Origin of the sequence: Streptomyces pyxinae (assembly GCF_024756275.1) — a bacterium.
Lineage (GTDB): Bacteria > Actinomycetota > Actinomycetes > Streptomycetales > Streptomycetaceae > Streptomyces > Streptomyces pyxinae.
The window spans coordinates 57,270-83,391 of the sequence record NZ_JANUGQ010000028.1 but is presented as its reverse complement, the minus strand read 5'-3'; the positions used below and the strand labels follow the sequence as shown (position 1 = coordinate 83,391).

Here is a 26,122-nt window from a genome sequence, read left to right as displayed (position 1 = left end):
ATCGGTGTCTCCCTCATTCCCCGTGCCTCATTCCCCGGGCCCGTACGGTCCGTTGATCTCGATCAGGTACTCCGTCACCCGGGAGCCGTGGTCGCCGTAGTCGGGCAGCTCGTCCGGTCCCGGCAGTGCCTCCTGCACGAAGAGCACCTGGCCCGGGCCGGTGAGCATCCGCTCGAAGACGCCCACCAGCAGCGGGTTGGCGAAGTCCACATAGAGCGGCTTGCGGGACTTGATCCGCCACACACTGCCGCCGACCACCGAGGCCGGGTCGAGCCCCCGGACGAAGCAGCGCGACGGCATCCCATGGTGACGCAACCACCCCGCCAGGCGCAGTAGTCGGGACCGGTCCGATTCACCCTGGCGGCGGACCGGCACCCGGTCGCCCGGGAAGACCCACTGGCGCCGGCTCACGGTGGTCCGGCCGATCGCCACCCGGGGCTCGGTCAGCACCCGGTCCATCCGCTCGACCGAGGGGTCACCGAACATCCGGCGGCCCGGGATCAGCAGATTGGAGGTGGCGCCGAAGGTGCCGAGCAGCAGCCGGATCGCGGGCGGCAGCCACAACTCCGCGATCAGATTGGGGTGCACGGGCCGGATCTCGCCGCCCCGGCCGGGCGCGTGCAGAGTGAGCAGCCCGAGCGCCGGATCGTGCCGCACCAGCAGGTCACCGAGGCGGATCCGGTCTCCGGCGGGGCGAAGGGTGGGGCCCTCCGGATAGTCGAGCTCGGCGCCCACCGCACTGAGCCGCAGGCCCACATTGCTGCCGTAGTGGCGGCAGGTGTCCACCTGCACGGTGCCCCCGGGTGGCGGTGCTGTCGCCGCCTCGGCGGCGATCCCGGCCTGGGCGAGCAGCCGCCGGATCCGGTCCCGGCCGCGCCCATGACCGGAGTTGACCGCATTGATCACAAACCCGGGCGCCGCCCCAACTCCATCCCCACCCCCGGGCCCCACCCCGGCCCCGAGCCCCTTCCCGTCGGCCCCCACCGCCCCGCCCACCGGCTGCCCGTAGAACGCCACCGAGTCGGGCGCCCGCATCCACTCCGGCCAGCTCCGCACCAGCCCCGCCAGCCGGGCCGGGTCCAGCCGTACCACCCCGTCGGTATCCGGCCGCCCCTCCAGTGCCTCCGCGCACAACTCACCGCGCAGGCGCGCCAGTTCTCGCAGCCGCGGGTACCGGTGCCCGGCCAGGGCGCGATAGCCGTGGGTCGGCACCGACAACAGACCCGGCAGTCCGGCGTCCTGCCGCAGCCACTCCTGCACCGCCCGGTGGAAGGTCAGGAACGGCACCGTCACATCGGGTCCGAACCACTCCGCGTACGCCTCCGCCAGCGCCACCCGCCCGGGTAGTGCCGGGTCCAGCAGCGCGTAACACCGCCGTACCAGGTCGAGTTCGGCCAGCACCGGCGCCCAGGCGGACCGGTCGGGTCCTGGCAGCTCGGCGGCGAGCAGGGCGTTCTCGATCACACTGTTCTTGGCCGGCAGCTCGATCCGCTCGGCCCCGGCCGCCTCCCGCAGCCGCCGCAGCGCCGCCTCGACCCCGCGCACACACTCCCGCCGGTCCGCCGGATCCGCGAGCCCGGCGTACCGCCCGACCAGCTCCCGCAACTCGTCCAGCACGCCCAGCAGCGGGCCCGGCTCCTCCCCGTCATTCTGTACGGCTCCGAGCCCGTCCGCCTCGTCCGGTGACCCCGCACCACCCTCGGGCCCGGCGCGGACGGCCCCGGCGGAGACGGGCTCCTCGGCGCCGCCCGGGGTGCCACCGCCCGAAGTGTCACCGGCCACCCCCGCCACCCAGTCCCGCAGCTCCGCCAGCGGGTCCATGGCCTGGTCCGGGAAAGGGCGTTCGGCCTCCAGCAGGCCCAGCTCCACCAGCTTGGCCAGATAGGCGTCGGCGGCCTCCGGGGTGCTCCCGGTCGCGCCGGCCACCACCCGGGCCGCGTCCTCCCGCACCCGGCCGGCCCCGGTGCCCCGGCCGGTTCCGGTCACCGCGGCGACACAGGCCCGGACCGGGGCGGAGGCGGCCAGGCCCCGCAGCGGCTCCTCGGTACCCGGGCCGAGGAACTCCCAGCGTTCACCGGTCAGTACGGCGCTCGGGTTGAGCCGCAGCCGCAGCCGCCGGGCGTACTCGGGGCGGTGGCTCAGCTCCCGGACCACCTGCTGGACCACCCAGACATTGATCTCGGCCACCGTCAGCACGGTGAGGTCCGCCGAAGCCACCCCGGCCCCGGTCCCGCTCTCGCCCCCGGCCGTGTCCCGCCAGCGGCCGAGACCGCTGATGGTGAAGGTGCTGAACGGGCTGGTCTTCATGGTGATCCGGGACAGATACTTGGCCAGCCGCAGGGCCGCCTTCTGGTCCGGCGCCCGGCCGCTCTCCCCGGCCGGTGCGGACGCGTCCGGGCGGCCCAGCCAGCCGCGCAGCCGCTCATGGAGGACAGGGCTGCCGAGGACCAGGCCGTGCTGGAGCGCCGGTTCGCTCGCCGCCTTGCGCAGCAGCGCGGTGCGCGAACCGGCGTGGTGGACCAGCAGCTCGTCCAGCCGCTCCAGTTGCTGCCGGTGGTCTTCGAGCAGCGTCAGCCAGGACCGTACGCTCTTGGCGACGGCCTCCGGCAGCAGCGCCCGTACCTCGTCGTTCCAGCACCGCCCGGCGGGACGGCGGCGGTTGTGGACGGCCCGGCGGAGCGCCACCAGCAGCGGTTTTCCGGCGGTGGCGTGGCCGATCAGGGCGTAGAGGGTGTCACCGAGCCCGCCGCCCACGGTGTCGAGACGGTGCTCGGTGTCGAGCACCCGCTCGACCTGGCTCCACAGCTCCGGCGAGCGCAGGTCGTCGAGCACCGACACCGGCAGCCCGCCGATGCGCACCCCGAAGGTGTCCGGGGTGGAGAAAGCCTCGTTCATGCACAGCTCCGGTCGCGGAATCGAGGGAATGGAATCTCGGCGGGCCAGGTCTCGGGGGCCGCACCACCGCGGTGAGGGGTGTCCGGCCACCGGCTCAGGGGAACGGATGCGGGTGCGGATTCACCTCCTCCGGCGGCAACGACCGCGCTCGGTAGCCCAGTTCGGCGGGGAGCGTGCCGAGCCGGGGGAGGCCGTGGGTGCGGCGCATCCGGTGGCCGAAGGTCATCGGCAGCAGCCCCGGAACGATCACCTTGGCGCAGGCCAGGCCGCCCGCCCGGTGCTCGTCGGTGGTCTGGTCGACCACGATCACCTCCAGCCCCCGGTCGGTGAACCGGTCCACCACCTCGGCCAGGTCCTCGCGCAGATCGGCGGCGCGCGGCCGGTGGCCGGCCCGGGCGAACGCCTCGTCCACCGGCAGCCCCCGCTCGTCCCCGAGCAGAAAGCGGAACCGCTCGAAGGCGGCCGGGTGGCAGTGGAGCAGGGCGTGGTCCCGCATCTCCCGGACCAGCTCTGGGTCCGCCACCATGGCCGCGATCCGGTCCCGCTCGGCCCGATAGGCGTCCCGGTTCCAGCCCAGATTGGCGGTCAGCTCCAACAGCCCGTTGAGCAGCGCCCGTTCCGGATCGAAGTGGGCCCCGGCCGCACAGACCGCGGCGGGCTCGTCGGGCTCGTCCGGGTCACCGTCGGCCGGCCGCACGGCCATCACCCAGCAGGTGGGGATCCCGTACTCCGGGGTGGTGGCGAAGGCCAGCACCCGGTGGCCGGAGTCCTGCCGGATCCGCTCGGTCAGCAGGGCGATCCGGGGGTCGGACACCGTGGCGAGATCGACCCGGGGGACCGGCAGGCGGGCGTACCAGGTGAGCAGGAAGGCGTCCCGCTCGGCCAGTTCCACCAGCCCGTGCAGCGCCGCCTCCTCCAGGCAGCCGCCCAGCGCGCACCCGTTGGACACCTCGTAGGCCAGCGGCCGGGCGTCCGGATTGCCGCGCCGGGTGCGGTAGTACGCGTAGTCCTCCGGTACGAGGACGGGGCCGCCGCGCCCGAAGGAGTGGCCCCACACCCAGTTCAGTTCCAGGTCCGGGTCGAACGGCGGGTAGGGGAAGCCGGGTTGGGCGTACCGCTCGGGCGGGTAGAGGCCCAGGTCCACCGGGCACACCGCCCCGTCGGCCACCTCCCGGTGGGCAGCCCGCACCACCGTGCGCCGGCCACCGGGCCGGGCGCCGCCCAGCCGTTCCAGCGCCTCGGCGAGGGCGGTGCGCTCACAGCCCGCGTAGTCCAGGTCCCGCCCGAAGCCCGCCTCCTGCTCGCCGTCCGGCAGATGGAGCGGCGCGGAGACCATCGGATAGCGGTAGTCGGGCCGTACGTCGAGCTGGCGCACCACCCCGGTCCGGCCGTCCACATAGGCGTGGACCAACTCCGGCCAGCCGTCCGCGAGGTCCCGCACCCGGTAGGTGTCCCGGTCGAGCTTGGGCCGCGCCACCCCCATCAGCACCGGCGGCCGGTCCGGCGGAAGGCCCCCGCACCGGGGGCAGGCCGGATCGGGCAGAAAGGGGTGGGCGTCCACCGCGAGGGTGGTCAGCGACAGGACGACGATGCCGCGGGTGGTGCGCCGGCTCTCCGGCGGCGCGGCCAGTTCGCCCGCCACCAGGGCGCCCACCGCCTCGGCCGCCCAGGCCGACAGCAGCGGGGCCGGCCGGTCGGCCAGGCGCTCCCCGTACCGGCGCAGCAGTTCGGCGCGCGGGCTGTCCGGGCCCAGGGCGCGGTGCCGCCGGGTCCGGGCACACCGGGCGCAGCCGGTCCGGCCGGGGGCGACGTACGGACCGATGACGACCTGGCCCAGCTCCACCCGTACCGGCAGCCAGCCGGTGCCGGGGTGCTCGGGCGCGGTGGAGGTGGTCCAGCCGTCGTCGGCGGTGACCACCCCGGCGCAGTCGGGGTCGGTGGCGGCGACCGTCCGGTGCGTCCGGGCGACGGCGGCACGGACGGCGGCGGCCAGCACACCCGTCCCGACCACGGCGAACGCCGCCGGGGCACTGCTTCCCCCACCCTCTCGCCGCTGACTGGTGGTGCGGGCCGCGTCCCGCGCGGGTGCCTCGGTCACGTCGGTCACGTCGGTCACGTCGGTCACGTCATGGTCCCTCCGTTCGTCAACCGGTCGTACGGGCCACGCCTGCCCGCCCGGGCGCGGTGCCGTGTCCGGCGGGCCCGAAGGCCCACCGGACACGGGTCACACAGCCCGGGTCACACCCCGGTTCAGCAGCAGCAACACGAGCAGCAGCTCGCGGGCGTGCCGGTGGAGGTGCAGTTCGACGCGCCGATCTCGACCATGGCGTGGCCGACGTTGATCGACTCCAGGCCGGCGCCCGGCGAGGTCGGGAGGATGTCGAGCTCGTCGACGCTCAGGTCGTCGAGGTCGAGTGCGAGGTTCGGTTCCATTCCGATTCCCCTTTCTCCACTGTCGGTTGGTCGGTACCTCTGTCGGTACGTCCCTCGGTGCGGGCCGGCGAGCGGCCCGCACCGCATCCTGGGTCCGGGGCCGCCCCGTGGTCTTCGCGGTCGGACCGAAGGAGCACCCACAGAGTCGGGCCCACAGGTACCGGCCCGGCGACGGTTCACCAGGTCAGCGGCGGCTCGTACTGGGCGGTGGCCCGGCGGCGGCCGAGCACCAGGGCGAACACCGGGACGTACGCGGGTCCCGCACCGATCAGTTGCCGGACGAGCCCGTCGTCGTACCCGTTGGTGATCCGGGCCGACACCCCGGCGGCCGCCGCCAGCACACTGATCCGCTGGGCGACGATCCCGGCCTCCTGGTGCAGGACGCGGTAGCCGCGCGCCCCGAACCACCGGTCGCCCGCCAGCCGGTCCACCCCCAGGAACACCACCGCGGGCGCCTTGGCGGTGTTCACCGCGGGGGTGCGGTCGCAGAGCATCGCCACCACCGCGCGCCCGTCCCGCCCCGAGGGCCCGGCCAGCGCGGGGCCGGGGCCGGGACCGGGCCCTACGCCGCCCGGCTCCGCCACCAACCGGTGCGGTCCGGGTGCCACTCCGGGGACGTCCAGCGCCAGCACATGGCAGTCCACCAGCGGCCGGAGGGCCGGGCCGGTGGACGGCGGCCCGGTGTGGTCCGAGGCGACCGGCTCCAACGCGTACCGCAGCAGCCCGGCCAGCTCGGCCCCGGTCACCGGCGGCCCGCCCGGCAGGAACATCCGCCCGCCCGAGTTCCGCGCCCGCAGCGCCGCCCCCAACTCCACTTCCCCGGGGAGGCGTTCGTCCGGAGCCAGGGTGACCGAAGGTCCGGCACCCACCATCCCGGTGTGGAAATCGGCGGGCTCGACGGGGGTCTCCCACCCCGGACCGGTCATCCGGGCGGCCCGGTCCACCGCGCTCAGCCCGGCCCAGAGCGCGGCGTCGGTGGCATTGGTCCGCAGCTGGGCCGGCCGGACGGCGGGCAGCGCCCCGGGCACACCGTGAGCCGTCGCGCCCCCGTCCCCGTCTCCGTCCCCGTCTCCGTCTCCGTCTCCGTCCCAGGCTTCGCCCCCTGCTCCGGTCAGATCGACCACCGCGAAGGCCGTCTCCTCCGCCCCGTCCAGCCCCAGGGCGTGGTTCACCACCGCGTCGTCGAACCGGTGGTGGACCTGGCCCCGCAGCCCCAGCGACCCGGCCACCAGCAGCGCGTTGCCCACCGTCATCCCGGCCTCCTGGGCGCCCAGCCGGTAGGCGTAGTCCCGGTAGCGGAAGGCCGCCTTGCGGAACCACACCGCCGCCACCAGCAGGGCCCGGGTCCGCCCGGCGCGCCCGGTCCCGGCGGCCGCCCGCAGCCGCTCCGGCACCCCGCCCGTCCGCAGCCGGGTCAGCGCGTGATGGGCCGGGTCGTAGTGGTAGCACCCGGCCGGTACGGTCCCCGCCGCGCCGTCCAGCCAGAGGTACAGCTCCACCGGGTGGAAGCAGCGTGCCGAGGCCACCGTCCGGTGGTACGGCCAGGTGGCGTGCGGACCCAGCTCCATCCGGCTCAGCCCGTAGGTGTGGTGCAGCAGCGCCGAGAGCGCGGGTTCGTCCAGCTCCGCCCGGCGCGGCGCGGCCCCCGGGTGGGCCCGGCGGAAGGCGCCGAACGACCAGCGGGCGTCCCCGATCCGCCGGGCCGGCTCGCTCAGCACGTGGCGCGGCAGCCCCCGGTGGACCTTGACCGGCAGCGGGTCGTCCGGCCCGCCCTCCTCGCCGTGCCCCTCCGCGAACAGCTCCCGGACACCCTCGAAGGTGCGCCACCAGAACCGCAACCCGGGGGTCGCCGCGTCCGGGCCCACCGCGTGGACCGGCTCCGCCCCGGCCGCCTCGGGCCTGTCGGCCGCCCCGGATGTCCCGGGGCTCCCGGCTGTCTCCGTCGCTCCGGTCACCCCGGGGGCCTGAGCCATCCTGGTCGGTTCAGCCATCGAGCAGCACCACCCGGAGCAGGGCGGGCAGCACCTCGTGGACGGCCGGGTCGTGGTCCAGCGGCACGACGACCGGGCGCGCCCCCCGCTCCCGGAGCGCCGCCACCATCCCGTACGTCTCCGGGGGCGGCGCCCAGTCCCCCTGCTGCTCGGGCCCCGGGGGCGGGCCCAACTCCGGTACGGGCGGAGGCGCGTAGGCGGCGTCCCCGGTCAGGGCGGCCTGCCGGGACAGCAGGACGCGCTCCAGCCCCTCGGCCACCGCGCCGGGCCCGCAGCTCACCGCGACCGGGCGGGTGCCCTCCCACCAGGCCCAGACCGGCACCCCGAGCACCCCGCCGATGTCGGCCGCCCGGACCGTGCCGCCCGCCGCCCGCAGCAGCTCCAGCAGCTCCCGCGCCCGGCCCACCGGCGCCCCGGCGGCCGGGTCCAGGGCCACCGGCCGGGCCCGCCCGTCCGCCAGGTCGGCCAGCGCCAGCCGGGCGCACTGGCCGGCCAGCCCGGCCGCCACCGCGTCGTCCCAGCCCAGCCGGGCGGCGAGTCCGGTGGTGTCCACCAGGGTGGCGGGGCCGGTGGTGTCCACCAGGGTGGCGGGGCCGGTGGTGTCCGCCCGGGCGGCGCGGCCCGGGCCCGGGGCCGTGAACACCTCGACCGCCGGTACGGCCACCGGCCGCCGCTCGCCGAGCTCCCACCCGTACACCGCGTCGGCGGGGCCGTACCGGCGCGGGTCCGGCGCGCCCGCCGCGTACTCCGCGAGTCCGCGCAGGGCGGCGCGGCGCCGGGCCTCGGTGAAGCCCAGGCCGCTGCCGAAGATCCGGGCGGCGCCGGGGGAGTGCGGCACGGCCTCGCTGACGTTCAGCGGCAGTTGGGTGAAGTCCCGCTCGGCCAGCTCCCGCAACACGCCCAGATGCGGGTCGAAACAGCGTGCCGCGCAAGCCGAGAACTCCTCCTCGGTCAGCGGCGGGGTCGCGCTCAGCGCCGCGTACCGGGCGGCGAACTCCGCTTCGGTCTCCGGCCCTTGACCGGTTGCCAGGACGGCCGGATGCGGCAGGAACCCATGAACAGTCGTCCGCAGGGTCTCCAGATCCACCCGCGTCACCCGGCACCCCTCCTCGGAGTCCTCCCCGATCCCGGTCAGCGCCCGGAATCCGGCGAGTCCCAGATGCCCGGCCACCACGGCGGCGGCCGGCCCGGTGAGAAAGGCGTCCGCCCGGTGGGGGCCGCGCGGCGCGAGCCGGGCCCAGGCCGACCGCCAGGCGGTGGCCCCGGCCGGGCCGAGCCAGGCCACGTCGTCCAGGACCACCCCCTGCACCAGCGGCGTGCCCGAGCGCTCGCACGCCTCGGCCAGCCGCTCGGCCCGCTCCGTGCCACCCGCCGTCGCCAGGTGCAGCACCAGGTCCGCGCCGCCGATCGCCGCCTCCTCGGCCGCCCCGAACTCGGCGTGGACCACCCGCTGTTCCGGGTCCCGGGCGAGTGCCTCCGCCACCAGTTCCGCCAGCCGGGCGGTGGCGGTGGGCGCTTCGTCCGTCCGTACCGCGCGCAGCGCCCGTACCCCCGAGCGCAGCACCGAGCAGACCAGCGCCACGAAGGCCGGGCCCGCCCCGGCGACCACCACCCGGCTGTTCCGGTACTCCTCGAACCGCCGGGCGGCCGAGGGGCCGTAGTACTCGATGAACGCGATCTCCTGGTCGTACAGCTCCAGTTCGCGGCCGGTCAGCCCGTGCGGCAGGTCCTCGGCCGCGTCCACCAGGCATCCCGCGTCGCGCAGCCTGCCCACCAGCGCGCCGACCAGTTCCCGCTTGTCGTCCGGCAGCCCGCGCACCAGGGCCGCCAGCTCGACCGAGCCGTCCAGATGCGGCGCCAGCCGGTCCAGCCACTGGTACGCGGCCCGTCCCCGCAGCGCCACATCGGCGCCGGCGCCGAAGACATGTACCCCGTCGCCGGTCGGCACGTACAGCACGTCGGACTTCAGTTTCGGTCGCATCGCCCGCCCTCTGGTCGCTCCACCGCCTGCCCCGGACCGGTCGTCCCGGCCGCCCCGGTGGTCAGCCGAGTCTCACCGCCCCCGGGCGCCCTGTCTCCACGGTCCGACCACAGTCCCGACCACAGATTCCGCCCCGGGCGGTCTCCACAACCGGCCGCCCCCATTCCGCCCCGGCGCGCGCCGGCCGCCCACTACGCTCCCCCCACCCACTCCGAGGAGCAGCCGTGAAGCTTCGCGCCGCGTTCATCGCCATCACCGCCCTCACCCTCGCGGCCACCTCGGCCTGCGGCGGCTCCGACGGGGACGCCGGGTCCGCCGGCCCGGTGGGGCCCCGCAAGACCGGGGGAACCAATCTGTGCACCGCCGTCCCCCCGGAGAAGCCGGCCGAGCGGCTCGGCGTCCCCCAGCTGACGCACGACGACGGCAACGAGGCCGGCGGCCAGACCAAGTGCGGCTGGAAGGCGCCGGTCGACGGGGACGGCGGCGTCCCGGCCCGGGCGGACGCCTACCTCGGCTTCGGTACCGCGAGCTCGGTCGCCGGGGTACGCGCCCGCCGGCGGCCCGGCCCGGACTCCAAGGCCTGCACGGTCTCCGTGGCGCTCTCCGGCACCACCGCCCCGGCGACGGACGCGGACACCACCGACCCGGCCCTGGAGGTCTGGTTCAGCAACCCCGGCGCGGACTCCGACCAGCAGGTCTGCGACGCCGCCGGCCGCCTCGCCGAAACCCTCCTCCACGCACTCCCGAAGGCCTGAGCGGGTGCGGACGCCCCGGGCTCAGGCCTTCCGGTGCCGCCCGGTGCCCGGCGCGAGCGGCCGCCGCCCCGACGAGCCGCCCGGCGGGGGCGTGTTCGCCTCCGGGTAGAGGAGGCGCTTGGCCTCGGCCAGGTCGCTCGCGAAAACGTACGGCTCCCAGGCGTGCCCGTTCCAGCGCTCGACGAGGCGCGGCTCGTCCGGGTTCACATGCGCGCCCCTCGGCCCGTCACCCGGGACCACCGGCACGGCCCGCAGCCGCCCGATCCTGGCGTCCCGCCGCTCCACCCACGCCGACAGGGGCTCGTCCGCCGGGGATTCGTGCTCCATACCGCCCCACCCTAGCCGCGCGGTCCTCCCGGCGGAGGTCTTCACGGACACCGCCGTCGCGGCCGCCCGTATCGCACCGGGCTGGCCCGTAGGGCGGAGGCGTACTCTCCCTCATATGGTGCTATCGGGACACCGGGGATGGTCTGCGGGTGCGTGCCCGGGGAGGCTCACTGTCACGTCGACGGTTCGATCGGCTCGGTCACGGTCAGCATCCCGGGGCCCTGCGCTCCTGTCCTCAACTCGCCCCAGACCTGCTTGCCCCAGCGGTACATCTCAGTGCCCCAGCACTCCGTCAGCGCGTCCACGATCATCAGGCCCCGGCCCCTGATCTGGTCGCCGTTGGACTCGGTCCGCATCATCGGGATGACCTTCGACCGGTCGACCACGGCGAGGCGGACCCGGTCCTCCGCCGGGCGATTCACGATCACCCGGATCGACGGCAGGCGGCCGTGGTCGACGGCGTTGGAGACCAGCTCCGTGATGACCAGGGTGGCGTTCTCGGTCAGGTGATCCAGGTGCCATGCCGTCAAGGCGGACCGAACAAGCTCGCGGGCGGCGGTGGCGCTCTCCGCCTCCCGGGGGAGGGTCTTGGAGTATTCGGGATGCCCAGCAGGGCGAGACTCGGCAGTCACCATCATCAGGACCTCGGACGCGTTGTGTGGACCACTGGCCGGGTCACCCCGGAGCGGCGTGTTCCTTTGCCAAGTCAACGACCCGCCCCGCTCCGGGCGGAGGAAAAGTCCGCCGGATGTATGTCCCGTCCGACCGGAAATTCCCGTACGGGTCCGCTCACCGAAGGGAACTCAGTCACTACTGTGGGTATGTGAAGGAGAACGAATGCCTCGACAGCGCCATGCGGGAACGCGGCTTCAAGCAACACGAGTTGGCCGGCGCGGTGAATGCCCAGTTGCTCAAGCACGGGTATGAGGGCACGGTCAGCGACCGGACCGTCCGCAACTGGGTGACCGGAAAAACAAGGTGGCCCCACCCCCGGCAGCGTCAGGCACTGAACGCCGTATTCGGACGGACCGCCGAGGAGCTGGGCTTCCACCCACCGGCGAGACGGCGACGACCCTCGACTCCTCCGGAGGACCCCGTGGACCGCAGAAACTTCCTCGCTGCCGCCACTGGGACGGCGGCCTCGGTGACGATGCCCTTCATGGGTGCCGCTCCGCAGGTGGGCACGGCCGACGTCATCCGGCTCCGCTCGGGTCTCGACGCCCTGATGGCCCTGGACGATACACGGGGAGGCCATGAGGGCCTGGAGCGAGCAGCCCTCGCCGGAGCGGAAGACGCACTGGCCAAGCAGAAGTTGTCCGCCACCCAGCGTATCCGGCAGAGGCTCTTCTCGGTGGCGGCCGACTACACCGCCACGGCCGCCTGGAGCGCACTGGACGCCCGGCGGGGAAGCCGCGCTCAGGCCCTTCTCGGCAGGGCTCTGTACCTCGCTGGAATGGGCCGAGACCCCATCGTGGAGATGCGGGTCTGGAACTCGTACGCCATGCTCGCCCATCAGCGGGGCGAGTACGCCGATGCGGTGGACTCCGGACTCGCCGCCCAGTCCACGGGTATCACGAAGCGAGACCCCTTCTTCGCCTCCCTGGCCCATGCTCGGACGGCTGTGGGTCACTCGCATTTCGGCGACAGGCAGGCCGCCTTGCGGTCCCTGGGGCGTGCTCAAGACGCGCTGGGCAAGGCGTCGTCGCACGACCCCCGGCCGAGCTGGACGGCCTTCTACGGCCAAGCCGAGCTGGCCGCGATGACCTCCATCGTCCGGGATCGGGTCGGTGACTCGGCACAGGCCGAGGCGGCCTCGCACCTGGCCCTCGCTTCGATCCCCGAGCAGTTCCGCAGGAACAGGGCCCTGGCCACCACGCGTCTCGCCCTGGCTCAGCTCCACCAGCGGGACGTTGACCAGGCGTGTATGACGGCCGCCGCCGTCTTCGAGCTGATGATGGGTTCACCCGTCCCGGGTCGGCCGCGCTCTCTTCTCGGTGATTTCTACCGGGACTTGATCACCCTTGCGCCGGACGCGGTGGTCGCCCGAGAGTGGGGAGACCGCTTCCGAACCGAATGGAGCCGAGCTTGAACGCGCGCGAGCTGGTGATCCGCCGCTTCACACACGAGGACTTCCCGCGAATTCGCCAGGCACTGCTCGACATCCATGGGGACGCGTACGCGGACGCGATGGACGACGAGTTCAACCAGCGCTTTCCGTGGTTCGTGGACCACTGGGGCGGCAATACGGACTTCGCCTGTGTGATCGCCTTCGACGGCGAGGATCCGGTGGCCTTCGCCTACGGCGCTCCCGCGACCCCGATGCGGGAGTGGTGGCGGGAGCACCTGAAGGAGGCCCCGGAGAGGCACCGGACGTTCTCCTACTCGGAGTTGGCCGTCCGCGTGAAGTACCGGAAGACCGGGACGGCGGAGTTGGTCACGCGAGCACTTCTGAAGGACCGGGACGACGATCTCGTGGTTCTCCTGGTCGACACGGGGCACCCCCGTGTCCGGACGCTCTACGAGAGCTGGGGCTTCCGCAAGGTCGGGGAGCGGCAGCCCTTCCCGGACTCCCCGGTGTACGCCGTCATGCTCGCGGAACTGCCCCTGTCCTAGGACCCGTCGACATGGAGCGACGGAGGTTCCAGGGGGCTGCGCGAGGCGATCACCGACGCGGTGGCGTGAGACGGCGCGGGACCGGCAGGCGCCCGGCCGGTCCGGTGCCGGGAGAGGAACGGACGATGGAGCGCGCGCCCGGTGCGGGTGGGAACCTGGCGGCCCTGCGCGGGGCCCTCGGTGTGAGCCGTGCGGCGCTGGCGCGGGGCATGGGGATTCCGGTCTCCCGGCTGCGGCTGGTCGAGGACGGGTTGCGCCCCTTGTCGCCGGCGATGATCACCGATGCGGCCGGAGCACTGGGCGTCGGCACGGCCCGGATCACCGGGGAGCCGTTTCCCGGCCCCTCGGAGCACGCCCGCCTTCTCGACGGCCTGCGGGACGCCGTACGGCGGCACACGCTGCCGCGGGAGGACGTTCCGCCGCCGGAGGTGCTGGCGGCCGGGGTGCGGAGGGCGGACGCGCTGCGGGCGGAGACCAGGTACCTGGAGCTTCTCCGGGAGCTGCCGGAGCTGTTGGGGCAGGCCACGGCGACGGCGCTGGTCGCGGAGGGGGAGCCGGAGGCGTGGGCGCGGGTCGCGGATCTGTACGGCTGCGCCTACGCGGCGGCGCACCGGTTGGCGCAGGCGGACCTGGCCGACATGATCGTCTCCCGGCAGCAGTGGGCGGCGCAGCGCACCTGGAACCCGGCGGCGGAGGCGGCGGCCTGCTGGAACGAGGCGGGGACGTTCCAGAGCGCGGGGCAGTACGCCGAGGGGCTGGCCGTGGTGGAGAGGGCGATCGGCCGGTACGAGCACGTCCGGGGCGAGGGGCCGGAGGCCGTCATCGTGCTGGGGTCCCTGCATCTGCGCGGTGTCGTGCTGGCCTCGCGGCACCGGGACAAGGCGGCCACCCGGGACCATCTGCGGCACGCCAGGCGCCTCGCCGCCCAGTTGTCCGGCGACGAGCTGGTGCACAATCTGACCTTCGGTGAGGGGAACACCGCCCTCTATGAACTCGCCGCCCACATCGAACTCGACCAGCCGGGCGAGGCGGTGCGGATGGCCGCCCCGCTGGAGCGGGACTTCCCGCCGGGGCTCAGACCGAACCGGATCGGCCGGTTCTTCATCGATCTGGCACGCGCCCGCCTCGCCACCCGGGACCTCCCCGGGGCCGAGGAGGCGTTGCGGCATGCCTTCCGGGTGGCGCCGCAGATGGCGGAGGTCCATCCGATGAGCCGGGAGGTACTGCGGGTGCTGTTCGTGCTGCATCAGCGGAGCCGGCCCGAGCTGCTGACGCTGGCCAGGCGTACCGGGCTGGCGCCCTGAGGGAGCGGCGCCGTGGAGCCGCGCGGGGCTACCGGGGCGGCTGCTCCGTCTGCTCCGTGATCCAGTTCAGGTAGCCGGCCGAGCCGTCGACGATGGGGACGGCGACGATCTCGGGTTCCAGGAACTCGTGGTTCTCGCGCAGGTAGCGGGACAGCTCGGGCACCAGGTCCGCCCGGGTCTTGAAGTCGACCCGCCACTCGTCGTTGCGGGTGACCTCGCCCGCCCAGCGGTAGACCGAGGAGACGCCGTACACCTGTGCGGAGGCGGCGAGTCGCTCGCGCACGGCGGTGTCGGACAGCTCGTAGGCCGCCTCCTTGGCGTCGGTGGTCGTGGTCACCACCACATGGGCGCGGGATTCGCGTTCCGTCATACGGGCAGCGTACGCCCGGCCGGGCTCCCGGCGGGCGGTCAGCCGCGGCCGATGTACGGCATGTTGGTGGCCAGCACGGTGGCGAACTGGACATTCGCCTCCAGCGGCAGGGCGGCCATATGGGCGACCGTCCGGGCCACGTCGGCGGCGTCCATCACCGGTTCGGCGGCGAGCCGGCCGTCGGCCTGGGGGACGCCGGCCGTCATCGCGGCGGTCATCTCGGTGGCCGCGTTGCCGATGTCGATCTGGCCGCAGGCGATCCGGTACGGACGGCCGTCCAGCGAGAGCGACTTGGTCAGGCCGGTGACGGCGTGCTTGGTCGCGGTGTACGCCACCGAGTGCGGGCGCGGGGCGTGCGCGGAGACGGAGCCGTTGTTGATGATCCGGCCGCCGCTCGGGGACTGCTCCTTCATCAGCCGGAACGCCGCCTGGGCGCAGAGGAACGCCCCGGTGAGGTTGACGTCCACCACCGACCGCCAGGTGGCGTGGTCCAGTTCCTCCAGGGGCGTGCCGCCGCCCGCGAAGCTTCCCGCGTTGTTGAAGAGCAGGTCCAGCCGGCCGTGACGGTCGCGGACCGCGCCGAAGAGGGCCGCCACGGCGGCGGGGTCGGTGACATCGGTGGGGAGGGGGAGGAAGTCCGGGTCGGCCGGCTCCGCCGACTGCCGGATAACCGCCTCTCGCGCCAACGCGGCCGTCTCGGCCAGGGGTTCGGGGCGGCGGCCTGCCAGGGCCAGGGTCCAGCCGTCGGCGGCCAGGGCGAGCGCGACGGCGCGGCCGATGCCGGAACCCGCGCCGGTGACGACCGCCACCTTTCGCCCGGTGCCGCTGTTGTGGGTGGTGGGTTCCGGGCCTCCGGTGCGCTGTGCGTCCATGGGGCCGGAGCGTACGGGAGGCCCGGACCGCACCACGAACTCATGCGACCGACATACGGATGTCGCGTACTCGATAAGCGCACCCCATCCGGACGCCCTCCAATGGCCTCCGGCCACCCGAATCCGAGGAGGGGTCTCCCATGACCGCCGCCAGCACCGCCACCGCACCGCAGTTCGGCCGGCACGCGCCCGAACTGCGGGCCGCCGCCCGGCACATCGGGCGCCGCTCGCTGCTCACCGGCACCGCGGCCGCCGCCGCGCTCGCCTTCTCGGTGGGGCTGCCCGGCTCCGCGCACGCCGCCGAACTGGACGCCCGGCGGATCACCGAGGACCCGTTCACCCTCGGCGTGGCGTCGGGCGACCCGCTGCCCGGTGCCGTACTGCTGTGGACGCGGCTGGCGCCCCGCCCGTACGAGCCCGGCGGCGGGCTGCCCCGGGCCCGGGTCGCCGTCCGCTGGGAACTGGCGCACGACGAGCGGTTCCGCCGGATCGCCGGGCGCGGCGAGGCCACCGCCCACCCCGAGTTCAACCACAGCGTCCGCGCCGAGGTCGCCGGGCTCGACGCCGGACGGGTGTACTACTACCGGTTCCGCGCGGGGAAGTGGACCAGTCCGGTGGGCCGTACCCGGACCGCGCCGCGCCCCGGGGCCCGGGTAAGGGAACTGCGGCTGGCCGCCGTCTCCTGCCAGGCGTACCACGACGGCTACTTCACCGCCCACCGCCACCTCGCCGGCGAGGACCTGGACCTGGTCTTCCACCTCGGGGACTACCTCTACGAGTACGCGGTGAACGCCACCGGCGGCGCCCGCGCCTACACCGACCGCACCCTCCCCGCGCACTTCAACCGGGAGACGGTCACCCTGGACGACTACCGGCTGCGGTACGCGCTCTACAAGACCGACCCCGATCTGCGGGCCGCGCACGCCGCCCATCCGTTCGTCGCCACCTGGGACGACCACGAGACCGAGAACAACTACGCGGGCGACATCCCCGAGAACGACGTGCCGCCCGAGGAGTTCCTGCTGCGCCGGGCCGCCGCGTACCGGGCCTACTGGGAGAACCAGCCGCTCCGCGCGCCCCAGCGCCCGACCGGTCCGGACATGCGCCTCTACCGGCGGCTGCACTTCGGGCGGCTGGCCCAGTTCGACGTGCTCGACACCCGGCAGTACCGCTCCGACCAGGCGTACGGCGACGGCTGGCAGCGGCCGGGCCCGGAGTCCGAGGACCCCGCCCGCACCATGGTCGGCGCCGCCCAGGAGCGCTGGCTGCTCGACGGCTGGCGGCGCTCGTCGGCCCGCTGGAACCTGGTGCCGCAGCAGGTCACCTTCGCCCAGCGGCGCGACCGCACCACCCCGGACTTCAAGCTCTCCATGGACTCCTGGGACGGCTACCCGGCCTCCCGGCAGCGGCTGCTGGACGGGGTCCGCGCGGCCGGGGTGGAGAACCTGGTGGTGCTGACCGGCGATGTGCACGTCGGGTACGCCTTCGACCTCAAGGCCGACTTCGACGACCCCGGGTCGCGCACGGTCGGCACCGAGCTGGTCGCCACCTCCGTCGCCAGCGGCAAGGACGGCGCCGAGCACCCGGCCAACTGGGAGACCTTCCTGCGGGCCAATCCGCACCTGCGGTTCTACGACGGGCGGCGCGGCTATCTGAAGGTCACCCTCACCGAGCGGCTGGCCCGGGCGGACTTCCGCACCGTGGCGAAGGTCACCGTCCCGGGCGCCCCGGTCACCACCGCCGCCTCCTTCGTCACCGAGGCGGGCACACCGGGGCTGAAGCCCGCCTGACGTGGGCGGGGCCGCGTTCCGGGACCCGGCCGGGTCCCGGGGCCGTCCGCCGGAGCGCCGCAGCTTGAGCTTTCAACAACCAGGGGCGAGCTGTCACCATGGATGGCCTACCCATGGAACAGGAGCCGAGCATGCCGGACAGCGGCCCGAGAAGCCGAGAACACGTGCCGACCGCCCAGGAGCACGTCCCCCACGCGCGGGAACACGGAGGAGACCGCGCGCGGGACCAGCGGGAACACCTGCCCGCGCCGGGCGCGGACCCGGCCGCCCCGGTGGCCGGGACCACGCCGCTCACCGGGGCCGCCCCGGCGACCCCGGGCGCCCCGGCACCGGTGGCGGGTGCCGGGGCGCGGCGGGCGAGCCTGCTGGTCACCCTGATCCTGGGCGGCCTCACCGCGCTGCCGCCGCTCTCCATGGACATGTACCTCCCGGCGCTGCCGCAGGTCACCCGGGTCCTGGACGCGCCCGCCGCCACCGTCCAGCTCACCCTGACCGCCTGCCTCGCCGGGATGGCGCTCGGCCAGCTGGTGGTCGGCCCGATGAGCGACAAGTGGGGCCGCCGCAGGCCGCTGCTGATCGGCATGCTGGTGTACGTGCTGGCCACCGCCGTCTGCGCCTTCGCGCCGAGCGCCGGGCTGCTCATCGGCTTCCGGCTGCTCCAGGGACTCGCCGGGGCGGCGGGCATCGTGATCGCCCGGGCGGTGGTGCGCGATCTCTACGACGGCGTGGCGATGGCCCGGTTCTTCGCCTCACTGATGCTGATCTCCGGGGTCGCGCCGGTGGTCGCCCCGCTCATCGGTGGCCAGATCCTGCGGCTCACCGACTGGCGCGGGGTCTTCTACGCGCTCACCGCCGTGGGCCTGCTGCTCACCCTGGTCGTCTGGCGGTGGCTGGGCGAGACCCTGCCGCCCGAGCGGCGCCACCCGGGCGGCGTCGGCGAGGCGCTGGCCACCATGCGGGGCCTGATCGGCGACCGGGTGTTCACCGGTTACACGCTCACCGCCGGACTGGCCTTCGCCGTCCTCTTCGCGTACATCTCCGCCTCGCCCTTCGTGATCCAGGAGATCTACGGGGCCTCCCCGCAGACCTTCAGCCTGCTCTTCGGGCTCAACTCGGTCGGGCTGGTGATCGTCGGCCAGGTCAACGGCAAGCTGCTGATGGGCCGGGTGGACATGAACAAGGTCCTCGGCACCGGCCTCGCCGTGATCGCCGTGGCCTCCGCCGCGTTGCTGGTGATGACCAGCGGGCTGGTCGGGGACGTGGGGCTGGTTCCGGTGTCCGCCGGGCTGTTCGTGGTGATGGCCGCGATGGGCCTGGCGATGCCGACCGCCAACGCCCAGGCCCTGATGCGGACCCCGCACGCGGCCGGGTCCGCCTCGGCGCTGCTGGGCACCACCTCGTTCCTGGTCGGCGCCGTGGCCTCACCGCTGGTCGGCGTCGCGGGCGAGGGCACGGCGGTGCCGATGGCCGTGGTCCAGCTGGTCTGCGCGCTGGCCGCGCTGGGCTGCTTCCTCGGCCTCTGCCGCCCGGGACGCCCCGAGGGCGCGGAGCAGTCGGACGGGGGCCCGAAGGTATGACGGCCTGAAGGCTTGATGGCTTGAAGGCTTGGCGGTACGGCCCTCCCGGCTGCCGTCGCGCCGGGAGGCTCGTACAGCGGCGGAAGCGCCGGTCACGACCGGCCCCCGCCGTGACCGGGGCTCCCGCACCGCCGCCTACCATGGGTCGGTGAACGCCTCCCCCTCCGCCCCGGAAGCCCTGCGCGCCGCCCTCGCCGGGCTGCTCGACGGGCTGCCCCCGACCCAGGCCGCGGCCGCCGTCGACCGGCTCATCGCCAGCTACCGGGGCACCACCCCGACCGACGCCCCCGTGCTGCGGGACCGCTCGGACGTGGCCGCCTACGCCGCGTACCGGATGCCCGCCACCTTCGAGGCGGTACGGGCGGCGGTGGACGCGCTGCGGGAGGCGGCGCCGGAGTGGGCGCCGGCCACCCACACCGACATCGGCGGCGGCACCGGCGCGGCGACCTGGGCGGTGGCCGAGGCCTGGGAGGAAGCGGAGCGGGCCCCCCGTACGACGGTCCTGGACTGGGCCGAGCCCGCGCTGCGGCTGGGCCGGGAGCTGGCCGTCGCCTCCGGGGTGCCGGGGCTGCGGGAGGCCCGCTGGGAGCGGTCGCGGATCGGCTCGGCGCTCCGGATCGAGGACACCGACCTGGTCACCGTCTCGTACGTGCTCAAGGAGCTGACCCCGGAGGACCGGGCCGCCGTCGTCACGGAGGCCGCCCGGGCCGCGCGGGCGGTGGTGATCGTGGAGCCGGGCACCCCGGACGGCTACGACCGGATCATCGAGGCCCGGGACCGGCTGATCGCCGCCGGATTCCGGATCGCCGCCCCCTGCCCGCACAGCGCCGCCTGCCCCATCGTGCCGGGCAGCGACTGGTGCCACTTCGCGGCCCGGGTCAGCCGCTCCTCGCTGCACCGGCGGGTGAAGGGCGGCTCACTGGCGTACGAGGACGAGAAGTTCGGCTATGTCGTGGCCACCCGGTTCCCCGCCGAACCGGTGCCGGAGCGGGTGATCCGCAAGCCGCAGATCCGCAAGGGCCAGGTGCTGCTGGACCTCTGCGCGGGCGGTACGGAGGGTGAGCCTGCCGAGAGCGCCGAGAGCGCCGAGAGCGCCGAGAGCGCCGGGAGCGCGGGCGGGCGGCAGGGGCAGGGGCTGCGCCGGGAGACCGTGACCAAGCGGCACGGGGTGCTCTACAAGGCGGCCCGGGACACCGAGTGGGGCGACCGCTGGCCGCCCCGCCCGGCCTCCCGCTGAGCCCCCGCGCGGACGTCAGGACCACGTGGACGTCCGAGCGAGGGGTAGGGGGCAGTTCAGTGCCAGGCGCGTGTCAGGGCCGCAGCTCCTGGGTGCAGCACTTCACACTGCCCCCGCCCTTCAGCAGCTCGTCCAGATCCATCCCGATCGGTTCGAAGCCGCGCTTCCGCAGCGGCTCGAACAGCCCCACCGCGGCCTGCGGCAGCAGTACGTGCCGTCCGTCGCTCACCGCGTTCAGCCCCAGCGCCGCCGCGTCCGCCTCGCTCGCGATCAGCGCGTCCGGGAAGAGCCGGGCGAGCACCGCCCTGCTCCCGGGGCTGAACGCGCCCGGGTAGTACATGACCTCGCCCGCCGCCTCGTCCAGCACACAGAGCGCCGTGTCCAGGTGGTAGTAGCGCGGGTCGATCAGATCGAGCCCGATCACCGGTCTGCCGAAGAACTCCTGCGCCTCGGGGTGCGACAGCGGGCTGGACCGGAAGCCCCGGCCGGCCAGGATGTACGAGGCGGTGACGGCGAAGTCGCCCTCGCCCTCGTTGACATGGTCCGGCTCCCGTACGTCGGCGAAGCCGTGCGCCCGGAACCAGTCCCGGTGCACCTCGGCCTCGGCGGTGCGCTCGGGGAAGGCGAACCGGGCGCCCAGCACCCGGCCCTCGATGACGGTGGCACCGTTGGCGGCGTACACCATGTCGGGCAGGTCGTCGCGGGGTTCCAGCAGCTCGACGGTGTGGCCGAGTCCACGGTAGCGGTCGCGCAGGTCCTCCCACTGGGTGAGGGCGAGGCGCAGGTCGACCGGTTTCGCCGGGTCCATCCACGGGTTGATGGAGTAGGTCACCCTGAAGTGCGTGGGTGGGCACATCAGGTAGCGGCGGGGTGTCGCGTCACGGTGCAAGGAGGGCTCCTCACGGGCGTGTTGGGGCGCACGCGGGGTGTGCGTGCCCTGCCCATGGTGAGCCCTCAGGAGCCTCCGCGCACCGGATCGTCGGCGTGCTTCGTACGACACCTCGTACGGGACTCCGCGGGAGGCCTCGTGCCGCGTCTCGGGCGGCACCTCGTACGGCTTCCCGGCATACCGCCCGGCACGTCGCCCGGCCCACCGGTGCGCCGGCCCCTGCCGGTCGGCCGGTCGCCCGCCAGGGGCGGAGTCGTGGATTCCGGAGGCCGGGAGGTGCTCCGGCGCCGGTCCGGCGGCGTGGGGCCGGTCACGCCGGACCGGTGGCGGAGGGGGCGCGGAGGGGTGCGGCGCGGGTGCGAAACACCGGAAATAGGGTCATTTCGGCGCGGTACGTCACCGGGAAGACCCGGTCTCCTCACCCCTCGTTCCCGACTCCGGTCACCCGGGGCGCAGGATGGTGGGACCATGGCAGGGACCGGCAGGGTCCAGCACGTCTGCGCAGAGGTGTGAGGGGATAGATGGGCGACGGGATCGGCCGCTACCGCGGCACGGAGAGCAAACTCGCGCACTGGCTGCGCCGGCGGCCCAGGAAAACCGCCGCCGAGGCCCCCAGCCGCGCGGATCTGCTCCTGGCCACCGCAGCCGCGGGACTCCCGCTCGCCCCCGCCGCGCATCCGGTCGGCTACCGGTGTTCCTGTGAGCGCATCGGCTGTCCCACCCCCGCCCGGCATCCGCTCTCCTTCGCCTGGCAGACGCAGTCGACCACCGACCGCGTCCAGATCGAGCGCTGGGCGACCGCCGAACCGGCGGCCAACTTCATCACCGCGACCGGCATGGTCCACGACGTCCTGGACGTTCCGCTGGAGGCCGGTCGCGCCGCGTTGGAGCGGCTGCTCGCGGACGGCGTCGACGTGGGCCCGGTCGCCGAGTCCGGCGACGGCCGGATGCTCTTCTTCACCGCCACCCGGGGCACCCCCGAGGACGAGGACGAGTGGTGGCCCTGCGAGCTGGACTGCCACCCCGAGACCATGGACGAGCACCCGGGGCTGCGCTGGCACTGCCGCGGCAGCTATGTGCTCGTACCGCCCGCCCGGCTCCCCGGTGAGCTGGGCGTGGACTGGCTGCGGGGCCCCGAGCACCCGCTGCCGGACCCGCTGACCCTGCTGGAGACCCTCACCGACGCCTGCGCCCGCCACGCCGACCAGTTCGACGGCGACGAGCACGACCGGCACGCGGTGGCCTGGCCCACTCGGCGCTGACCGGCGGCGGAGCGGGAAGCCCCGGGGCCGCGCCCCCGGGCGGCCGAACCCCGGGCCGGCCAGGAACCCCGGGACGGCCAGGAACCCCGGACGACCAGCGATCCCGGACGACCAGCGGTCCCGGACGATCAGCTGTCCCGGACGGTCGGTAGGCCCGAAGCCGGTCGGGAGCCCCGGAGCCGGCCGGTAGGCCCGGAGTCGGTCGGGAGTCCCGGAGGACCAGCGGTCCCGGACGGCGGTCAGGAGCCCTTGGCCGCCACCACGCCCTGGATCCGGTTGAGCACCGTCACCTGGTTCTGCCGGGCGCCCGCCGGGGCCACCCGGGCCACCTGGCTGGAGACCCACTCCTTGGTGAGCGTGGACTTCACCTGGCCGGTCGTCAGCGCCCGTACCTCCGCGTTCGTCCTCGGCCGGAAGCCGGCCGCGGCCGTCTGGCGGTCGAAGTAGCGGGTCGCGAAGAAGACCAGCGCGCCCCCGTCCTCGGTTGCCAGCCCGAGCGGAGCGAAGTCGCCCGAGTCCAGCGGCTGGTCGACGTACTGCGTGGAGAGGCCCGGCCGGCTGGCCGTCGTCCGGCGCTTCTCCCGCCAGGCCGAGGTCTCGGGGCCCGCCGCGAAGTGCTCGGGTCTGCCGGTCCGGAGGTACGAGACGTACTCCCGGCTCAGCTCCCGGGGCGCGACCGCCGGCTCCGCCGCGTCGGCCGCCACCGGCACCGCCCAGCCGTCCGCGTCGGTCCGGAACTTCGGCAGCTCGTCCCGGGCCAGCACCTGGAGATAGGCCGCCTCCCAGAGCTGCTGGGGACCGTTGCGCACGAAGACGACGGCCCAGCGGGAGGTCGTGGACGGGCCCGAGCCCTGGTCGGCGGTGGCGTCCGCCAGGAACCAGCGCGGCCACCCGGCCTTCTTCGGGATGGTGAAGGCGGCGTCGGAGAGGATCAGCGGCTTGTGCCGGGGGTTGCCGCCCGGCTGGGTGACGCTCCGGGCCTTCAGCCCCGCCTGGTTGATCGCGCCCAGGGCGCCGGTCACCCGGCCGGCGTTCAGCGCGGGGTCGTACGCCGCGTTGGAGGCGTTGTAGCTCTCGGTGAAGTCCTTGAGCGCCCGGGCGGCCTCCGCCCGGCTCGCCGACGGTACGACCGCCAGCTCACCGTGGACGGTCACACAGCCGCCGGCCGTCAGCGCCAGCACCGTGGCCACGGCGGTGGCGGCCAGGCCCCGCAGCGGACCCCGGCGCCGGCCCCGGGCGGCCGGCCCGGCGGCTGCCGCCCGTGTCGCCCCGGGCATCGCCGTCACCGTCACCGACCGTACGGCCGCCGCCCGTGTCGCCCCGGGCATCGCCGTCACCGTCACCGACCGTACGGCCGCCGCCGGTGTCACCACGGGCATGGTTGTCGCCGTCACCGACCGTACGGCCGCCGCGCGGCGCCTCCCCCGACCCAGCCTGCTCATCGGTTGCCTTCTGCTCCCTCGACCCCCATGGACCGTCCGAACCCTACCCGGGCCGGGGCCGGTAGGGCCGCCGGGTGCCGGTTCCGCCCGGTGCTCCCGGAAGACACCGGTCCCGGTCCCGGTGCCGGCCCCCGGCCCGCTCCCGGTGCCGCCTCAGCCGGTCGTCGGCCCGTCCCGGCGGGGCAGCACCAGGGGCGCGCCCGTGCGGGGGTGGGCCAGCACCTCCACCGGCTGCCGGTAGACGCCGGTCAGCAACTCGTCGCGGAGCACCTCGGCGGGCGGGCCGTCCGCCGCCACCCGCCCGTCGTGGAGGACGGCCACCCGGTCCGCGTACGCGGCGGCCAGCCCCAGGTCGTGCAGGACCACCACGACGGCGTGCCCGGCGGCGGCCCGCTCCCGGCAGAGCCGCAGCACCAGCTCCTGATGGCGCAGATCGAGCGCGGCGGTCGGCTCGTCCAGCAGCATCAGCGGGGCCTCCTGGGCCAGGACCCGGGCCAGCGCCACCCGGGCCCGCTCGCCCCCGGAGAGCGACGGGAACGGCCGGCCGGCGAAGGCGGCGACCTCGGTGGCGGCCATCGCCCCGGCCACCACCTCCTCGTCCCGCTCCTCCCGCGCGGTGCCCGCCCAGGGAGCCCGGCCCATCCGGACCACCTCCACCACCGGGAACGGGAACGCCAGCGTCGCCGCCTGCGGCAACACCGCCCGCCGCAGCGCCAGTTCGGGAGCGCTCCAGTCCCCGGCGAGGCGCCCGGCGATCCACACCCCGTGCCCCGCGCCGGCCCCACCGCTCGTTCCGGCCCCGTCACCCGCCCCGGACCGGGTCTCCGTTCCGGCCCCGGTCTTCGCCCGGCCCCCGGCCCCGCCCCCGGTGTCCGTCCCTACCCCGGTCTCCGGGGCCAGATCCCCGGCCAGCACCGAGAGCAGGGTGGACTTGCCGGCCCCGTTCGGCCCGACCAGTGCCAGCACCTCGCCCGCCCGGACCGTCATGTCGACCCCGGCGAGCACCTCCCGCCCGCCGAGCCGCACCCGGACGCCGGACACCCGTGCCAGCGCCTCCCCGGGCGCCACCGGGCCGGGCAACTCCCGCCCCCGGCGCCGGAGACCGGCCCGTACCCGCATCCGGAGCCCCGGCGCCGGCCGCTCCGCCGATTCCAGCGCCCTCATGCCCAGCCTCCCTGCCTGCGCCGGGTCCGGCGCAGCAGCCAGAAGAAGAACGGGCTGCCGAGCAGCGCGGTCAGCACCCCGAGCGGCAGCTCGGCCGGGGCCGCCACCGTGCGGGCCCCCAGATCGGCGGCGGTCAGCACCACCGCACCGCCCAGCGCGCTGCCCGGCACCAGGAACCGGTGGCCCGGCCCGTTGGCCATCCGCAGCAGATGCGGCACCAGCAGCCCCACGAAGGTGATGATCCCCGCCACCGCGACCGCCGCCGCCGTCAGCAGCGCCACCACCAGGATCAGCACCATCCGCAACCGCTCCACGTCCACGCCCAGATGCCGGGCCGGCCGCTCGCCGAGGGCCAGCAGATCCAGCTTCCGGGCGTACAGCGGGGCGATCGCCAGACCGGCCACCGCCCACGGCAGTACCGCCAGCACCTTCGGCCAGGTGGCCTGGGCGAGCGAGCCGAGCTGCCAGAAGGTGATCTGGGTGACCTGCGCGTTGTCCGCGAAGAAGATGAACAGCCCGATCAGCGCCCCGGCGAAGGCGTTCACCGCGATCCCGGTGAGGATCAGGGTCACCACCTCGGTCCGGCCGCCGTCCCGGGAGACCGCGTACACCAGCAGCACCGTCCCCAGTCCGGTCACGAAGGCGCAGACGCTCACCGTCCAGGTGCCGAGAAAGCCCAGCCCCAGCGCGATCGAGCCCGCCGCGCCCACCGCCGCGCCCGAGGAGATGCCGATCACCCCGGGCTCGGCCAGCGGATTGCCGAACACACCCTGCATCAGCGCGCCCGCGCACCCCAGCGAGGCACCCACCAGCAGGGCGAGCACCACCCGGGGCAGCCGGATGTTCCACAGCACGCTCTCGGCCGTCCGGTCCAGCGGACGGCCGCCGAGCCCGATCCGGTTGCCGAGGGACGCCAGTACGTCTCCGAGCGGGATCTCGTACGCGCCGAGCCCGGCCGACACCAGGGCGAGCAGCACCAGCGCGGCGAGCAGCCCGGCCGTCAGCAGCCAGGCCCGGCCCGCCCGGCCGGAACCGCCGCCGGGCCCGGCGCCACCCCCGCCCCGGCCCCTGCCTTCGCCCTGAACACCCGTGTCACGAACACCCGTGTCACGAGCGCCTGTGTCATGAGCACCGGTGTCATGAGCGCCCGCGTCACGAGGGCCCTTGCCAGACGCACCCACGGCGGGAGCGGTCTCGGCCCGGGTGTCCGTGCCGGGAGC

The 26,122-nt window shown here is 74.8% G+C and carries 21 protein-coding genes; 8 read left to right on the top strand and 13 right to left on the bottom strand.

Annotated features, from left to right (window positions below; all coding sequences use genetic code 11):
* Positions 1 to 27: 27 nt before the first annotated feature.
* From NX801_RS25630 to NX801_RS30835, 5 genes are all read right to left on the bottom strand, one after another.
* Complete coding sequence (locus tag NX801_RS25630; RefSeq protein WP_258790273.1) at positions 28 to 2,895, bottom strand: lantibiotic dehydratase family protein; 2,868 nt, start codon at positions 2,893 to 2,895, stop codon at positions 28 to 30.
* Positions 2,896 to 2,989: 94 nt separating this feature from the next.
* A complete protein-coding gene (locus NX801_RS25625) occupies positions 2,990 to 5,020 on the bottom strand; it encodes a TOMM precursor leader peptide-binding protein (protein ID WP_258790272.1) in 2,031 nt (676 codons plus the stop codon).
* A 125-nt stretch (positions 5,021 to 5,145) separates the two neighbouring features.
* On the bottom strand, positions 5,146 to 5,328 hold the full coding sequence (locus NX801_RS25620; protein ID WP_258790271.1) for a hypothetical protein: 183 nt from the start codon (positions 5,326 to 5,328) through the stop codon (positions 5,146 to 5,148).
* A gap of 176 nt (positions 5,329 to 5,504) precedes the next feature.
* Positions 5,505 to 7,319 carry a SagB family peptide dehydrogenase gene (locus tag NX801_RS30840; RefSeq protein ID WP_309505899.1) on the bottom strand — a complete coding sequence of 605 codons (1,815 nt, stop codon included), beginning with the start codon at positions 7,317 to 7,319 and terminating at the stop codon, positions 5,505 to 5,507.
* Positions 7,312 to 9,300 carry a hypothetical protein gene (locus NX801_RS30835; protein WP_309505898.1) on the bottom strand — a complete coding sequence of 663 codons (1,989 nt, stop codon included), beginning with the start codon at positions 9,298 to 9,300 and terminating at the stop codon, positions 7,312 to 7,314. The genes NX801_RS30840 and NX801_RS30835 overlap by 8 nt, the downstream gene beginning before the upstream one ends.
* 224 nt (positions 9,301 to 9,524) lie before the next feature.
* Between NX801_RS30835 and NX801_RS25600 the strand changes: the two genes are divergently transcribed.
* Positions 9,525 to 10,055, top strand: a complete 531-nt coding sequence (locus tag NX801_RS25600; protein ID WP_258790270.1) for a hypothetical protein — start codon at positions 9,525 to 9,527, stop codon at positions 10,053 to 10,055.
* Positions 10,056 to 10,076: 21 nt separating this feature from the next.
* Here NX801_RS25600 and NX801_RS25595 read toward each other — a convergent pair whose 3' ends face one another.
* Together NX801_RS25595 and NX801_RS25590 are read right to left on the bottom strand one after the other, a co-directional pair.
* Positions 10,077 to 10,382, bottom strand: a complete 306-nt coding sequence (locus tag NX801_RS25595; RefSeq protein WP_258790269.1) for a DUF6087 family protein — start codon at positions 10,380 to 10,382, stop codon at positions 10,077 to 10,079.
* Positions 10,383 to 10,555: 173 nt separating this feature from the next.
* Positions 10,556 to 11,017 (bottom strand): ATP-binding protein, encoded by a 462-nt coding sequence (locus NX801_RS25590; RefSeq protein WP_346434238.1) that lies wholly within the window; start codon positions 11,015 to 11,017, stop codon positions 10,556 to 10,558.
* 188 nt (positions 11,018 to 11,205) lie between these two features.
* On the opposite strand from NX801_RS25590, the gene NX801_RS25585 reads away from it, so the two are divergent.
* The 3 genes from NX801_RS25585 to NX801_RS25575 all read left to right on the top strand — a co-directional run bounded on the left by NX801_RS25585 (position 11,206) and on the right by NX801_RS25575 (position 14,299).
* On the top strand, positions 11,206 to 12,471 hold the full coding sequence (locus tag NX801_RS25585) for an NsdA family TPR-like regulatory protein (RefSeq protein WP_258790267.1): 1,266 nt from the start codon (positions 11,206 to 11,208) through the stop codon (positions 12,469 to 12,471).
* Positions 12,456 to 12,995: a GNAT family N-acetyltransferase gene (locus NX801_RS25580; RefSeq protein ID WP_428986230.1), complete on the top strand. Its 540-nt coding sequence runs from the start codon at positions 12,456 to 12,458 to the stop codon at positions 12,993 to 12,995. The genes NX801_RS25585 and NX801_RS25580 overlap by 16 nt, the downstream gene beginning before the upstream one ends.
* A 125-nt stretch (positions 12,996 to 13,120) precedes the next feature.
* A complete protein-coding gene (locus NX801_RS25575) occupies positions 13,121 to 14,299 on the top strand; it encodes a helix-turn-helix domain-containing protein (RefSeq protein WP_258790265.1) in 1,179 nt (392 codons plus the stop codon).
* Between the two features lie 28 nt (positions 14,300 to 14,327).
* Here NX801_RS25575 and cutA read toward each other — a convergent pair whose 3' ends face one another.
* The gene (cutA, locus tag NX801_RS25570) at positions 14,328 to 14,669 is read right to left on the bottom strand and encodes a divalent-cation tolerance protein CutA (protein ID WP_258790264.1); all 342 of its coding nucleotides are present in this window, start codon (positions 14,667 to 14,669) and stop codon (positions 14,328 to 14,330) included.
* A gap of 38 nt (positions 14,670 to 14,707) precedes the next feature.
* Positions 14,708 to 15,541, bottom strand: a complete 834-nt coding sequence (locus tag NX801_RS25565; protein ID WP_258790263.1) for an SDR family oxidoreductase — start codon at positions 15,539 to 15,541, stop codon at positions 14,708 to 14,710.
* Positions 15,542 to 15,681: 140 nt separating this feature from the next.
* Here NX801_RS25565 and NX801_RS25560 point away from each other — a divergent pair, with 140 nt between their 5' ends.
* The 3 genes from NX801_RS25560 (at position 15,682) to NX801_RS25550 (ending at position 20,145) form a co-directional block, all read left to right on the top strand.
* Positions 15,682 to 17,331 (top strand): alkaline phosphatase D family protein, encoded by a 1,650-nt coding sequence (locus NX801_RS25560; RefSeq protein WP_258790262.1) that lies wholly within the window; start codon positions 15,682 to 15,684, stop codon positions 17,329 to 17,331.
* Between the two features lie 131 nt (positions 17,332 to 17,462).
* Complete coding sequence (locus tag NX801_RS25555; RefSeq protein ID WP_428986229.1) at positions 17,463 to 18,908, top strand: multidrug effflux MFS transporter; 1,446 nt, start codon at positions 17,463 to 17,465, stop codon at positions 18,906 to 18,908.
* Between the two features lie 148 nt (positions 18,909 to 19,056).
* Positions 19,057 to 20,145, top strand: a complete 1,089-nt coding sequence (locus NX801_RS25550; RefSeq protein WP_258790260.1) for a small ribosomal subunit Rsm22 family protein — start codon at positions 19,057 to 19,059, stop codon at positions 20,143 to 20,145.
* A gap of 73 nt (positions 20,146 to 20,218) precedes the next feature.
* Here the strand turns inward: NX801_RS25550 and ddaH are convergent, their stop codons facing one another.
* Positions 20,219 to 21,103, bottom strand: a complete 885-nt coding sequence (gene ddaH / locus NX801_RS25545; protein ID WP_346434239.1) for a dimethylargininase — start codon at positions 21,101 to 21,103, stop codon at positions 20,219 to 20,221.
* A 452-nt stretch (positions 21,104 to 21,555) separates the two neighbouring features.
* On the opposite strand from ddaH, the gene NX801_RS25540 reads away from it, so the two are divergent.
* Positions 21,556 to 22,296 (top strand): bifunctional DNA primase/polymerase, encoded by a 741-nt coding sequence (locus tag NX801_RS25540; protein WP_258790258.1) that lies wholly within the window; start codon positions 21,556 to 21,558, stop codon positions 22,294 to 22,296.
* Positions 22,297 to 22,535: 239 nt separating this feature from the next.
* Here NX801_RS25540 and NX801_RS25535 read toward each other — a convergent pair whose 3' ends face one another.
* The 3 genes from NX801_RS25535 to NX801_RS25525 form a co-directional block, all read right to left on the bottom strand.
* Positions 22,536 to 23,573 carry an SCO2278 family lipoprotein gene (locus NX801_RS25535; RefSeq protein WP_258790283.1) on the bottom strand — a complete coding sequence of 346 codons (1,038 nt, stop codon included), beginning with the start codon at positions 23,571 to 23,573 and terminating at the stop codon, positions 22,536 to 22,538.
* Between the two features lie 318 nt (positions 23,574 to 23,891).
* The gene (locus tag NX801_RS25530; protein ID WP_428986232.1) at positions 23,892 to 24,857 is read right to left on the bottom strand and encodes a heme ABC transporter ATP-binding protein; all 966 of its coding nucleotides are present in this window, start codon (positions 24,855 to 24,857) and stop codon (positions 23,892 to 23,894) included.
* 41 nt (positions 24,858 to 24,898) lie between these two features.
* The gene (locus NX801_RS25525) at positions 24,899 to 25,909 is read right to left on the bottom strand and encodes a FecCD family ABC transporter permease (RefSeq protein ID WP_258790281.1); all 1,011 of its coding nucleotides are present in this window, start codon (positions 25,907 to 25,909) and stop codon (positions 24,899 to 24,901) included.
* Between the last annotated feature and the right edge of the window lie 213 nt (positions 25,910 to 26,122).

What these genes read in the sequence shown, in the direction of transcription:
- NX801_RS25630 (WP_258790273.1), bottom strand. Translation starts at nt 2,895, where the DNA reads ATGAACGAGGCTTTCTCCACCCCGGACACCTTCGGGGTGCGCATCGGC.
- NX801_RS25620 (WP_258790271.1), bottom strand. Translation starts at nt 5,328, where the DNA reads ATGGAACCGAACCTCGCACTCGACCTCGACGACCTGAGCGTCGACGAG.
- NX801_RS30840 (WP_309505899.1), bottom strand. Translation starts at nt 7,319, where the DNA reads ATGGCTGAACCGACCAGGATGGCTCAGGCCCCCGGGGTGACCGGAGCG.
- NX801_RS30835 (WP_309505898.1), bottom strand. Translation starts at nt 9,300, where the DNA reads ATGCGACCGAAACTGAAGTCCGACGTGCTGTACGTGCCGACCGGCGAC.
- NX801_RS25595 (WP_258790269.1), bottom strand. Translation starts at nt 10,382, where the DNA reads ATGGAGCACGAATCCCCGGCGGACGAGCCCCTGTCGGCGTGGGTGGAG.
- NX801_RS25590 (WP_346434238.1), bottom strand. Translation starts at nt 11,017, where the DNA reads ATGGTGACTGCCGAGTCTCGCCCTGCTGGGCATCCCGAATACTCCAAG.
- NX801_RS25580 (WP_428986230.1), top strand. Translation starts at nt 12,456, where the DNA reads ATGGAGCCGAGCTTGAACGCGCGCGAGCTGGTGATCCGCCGCTTCACA.
- NX801_RS25575 (WP_258790265.1), top strand. Translation starts at nt 13,121, where the DNA reads ATGGAGCGCGCGCCCGGTGCGGGTGGGAACCTGGCGGCCCTGCGCGGG.
- cutA (WP_258790264.1), bottom strand. Translation starts at nt 14,669, where the DNA reads ATGACGGAACGCGAATCCCGCGCCCATGTGGTGGTGACCACGACCACC.
- NX801_RS25565 (WP_258790263.1), bottom strand. Translation starts at nt 15,541, where the DNA reads ATGGACGCACAGCGCACCGGAGGCCCGGAACCCACCACCCACAACAGC.
- NX801_RS25560 (WP_258790262.1), top strand. Translation starts at nt 15,682, where the DNA reads ATGACCGCCGCCAGCACCGCCACCGCACCGCAGTTCGGCCGGCACGCG.
- NX801_RS25555 (WP_428986229.1), top strand. Translation starts at nt 17,463, where the DNA reads ATGCCGGACAGCGGCCCGAGAAGCCGAGAACACGTGCCGACCGCCCAG.
- NX801_RS25540 (WP_258790258.1), top strand. Translation starts at nt 21,556, where the DNA reads ATGGGCGACGGGATCGGCCGCTACCGCGGCACGGAGAGCAAACTCGCG.
- NX801_RS25535 (WP_258790283.1), bottom strand. Translation starts at nt 23,573, where the DNA reads ATGCCCGGGGCGACACGGGCGGCAGCCGCCGGGCCGGCCGCCCGGGGC.
- NX801_RS25530 (WP_428986232.1), bottom strand. Translation starts at nt 24,857, where the DNA reads ATGCGGGTACGGGCCGGTCTCCGGCGCCGGGGGCGGGAGTTGCCCGGC.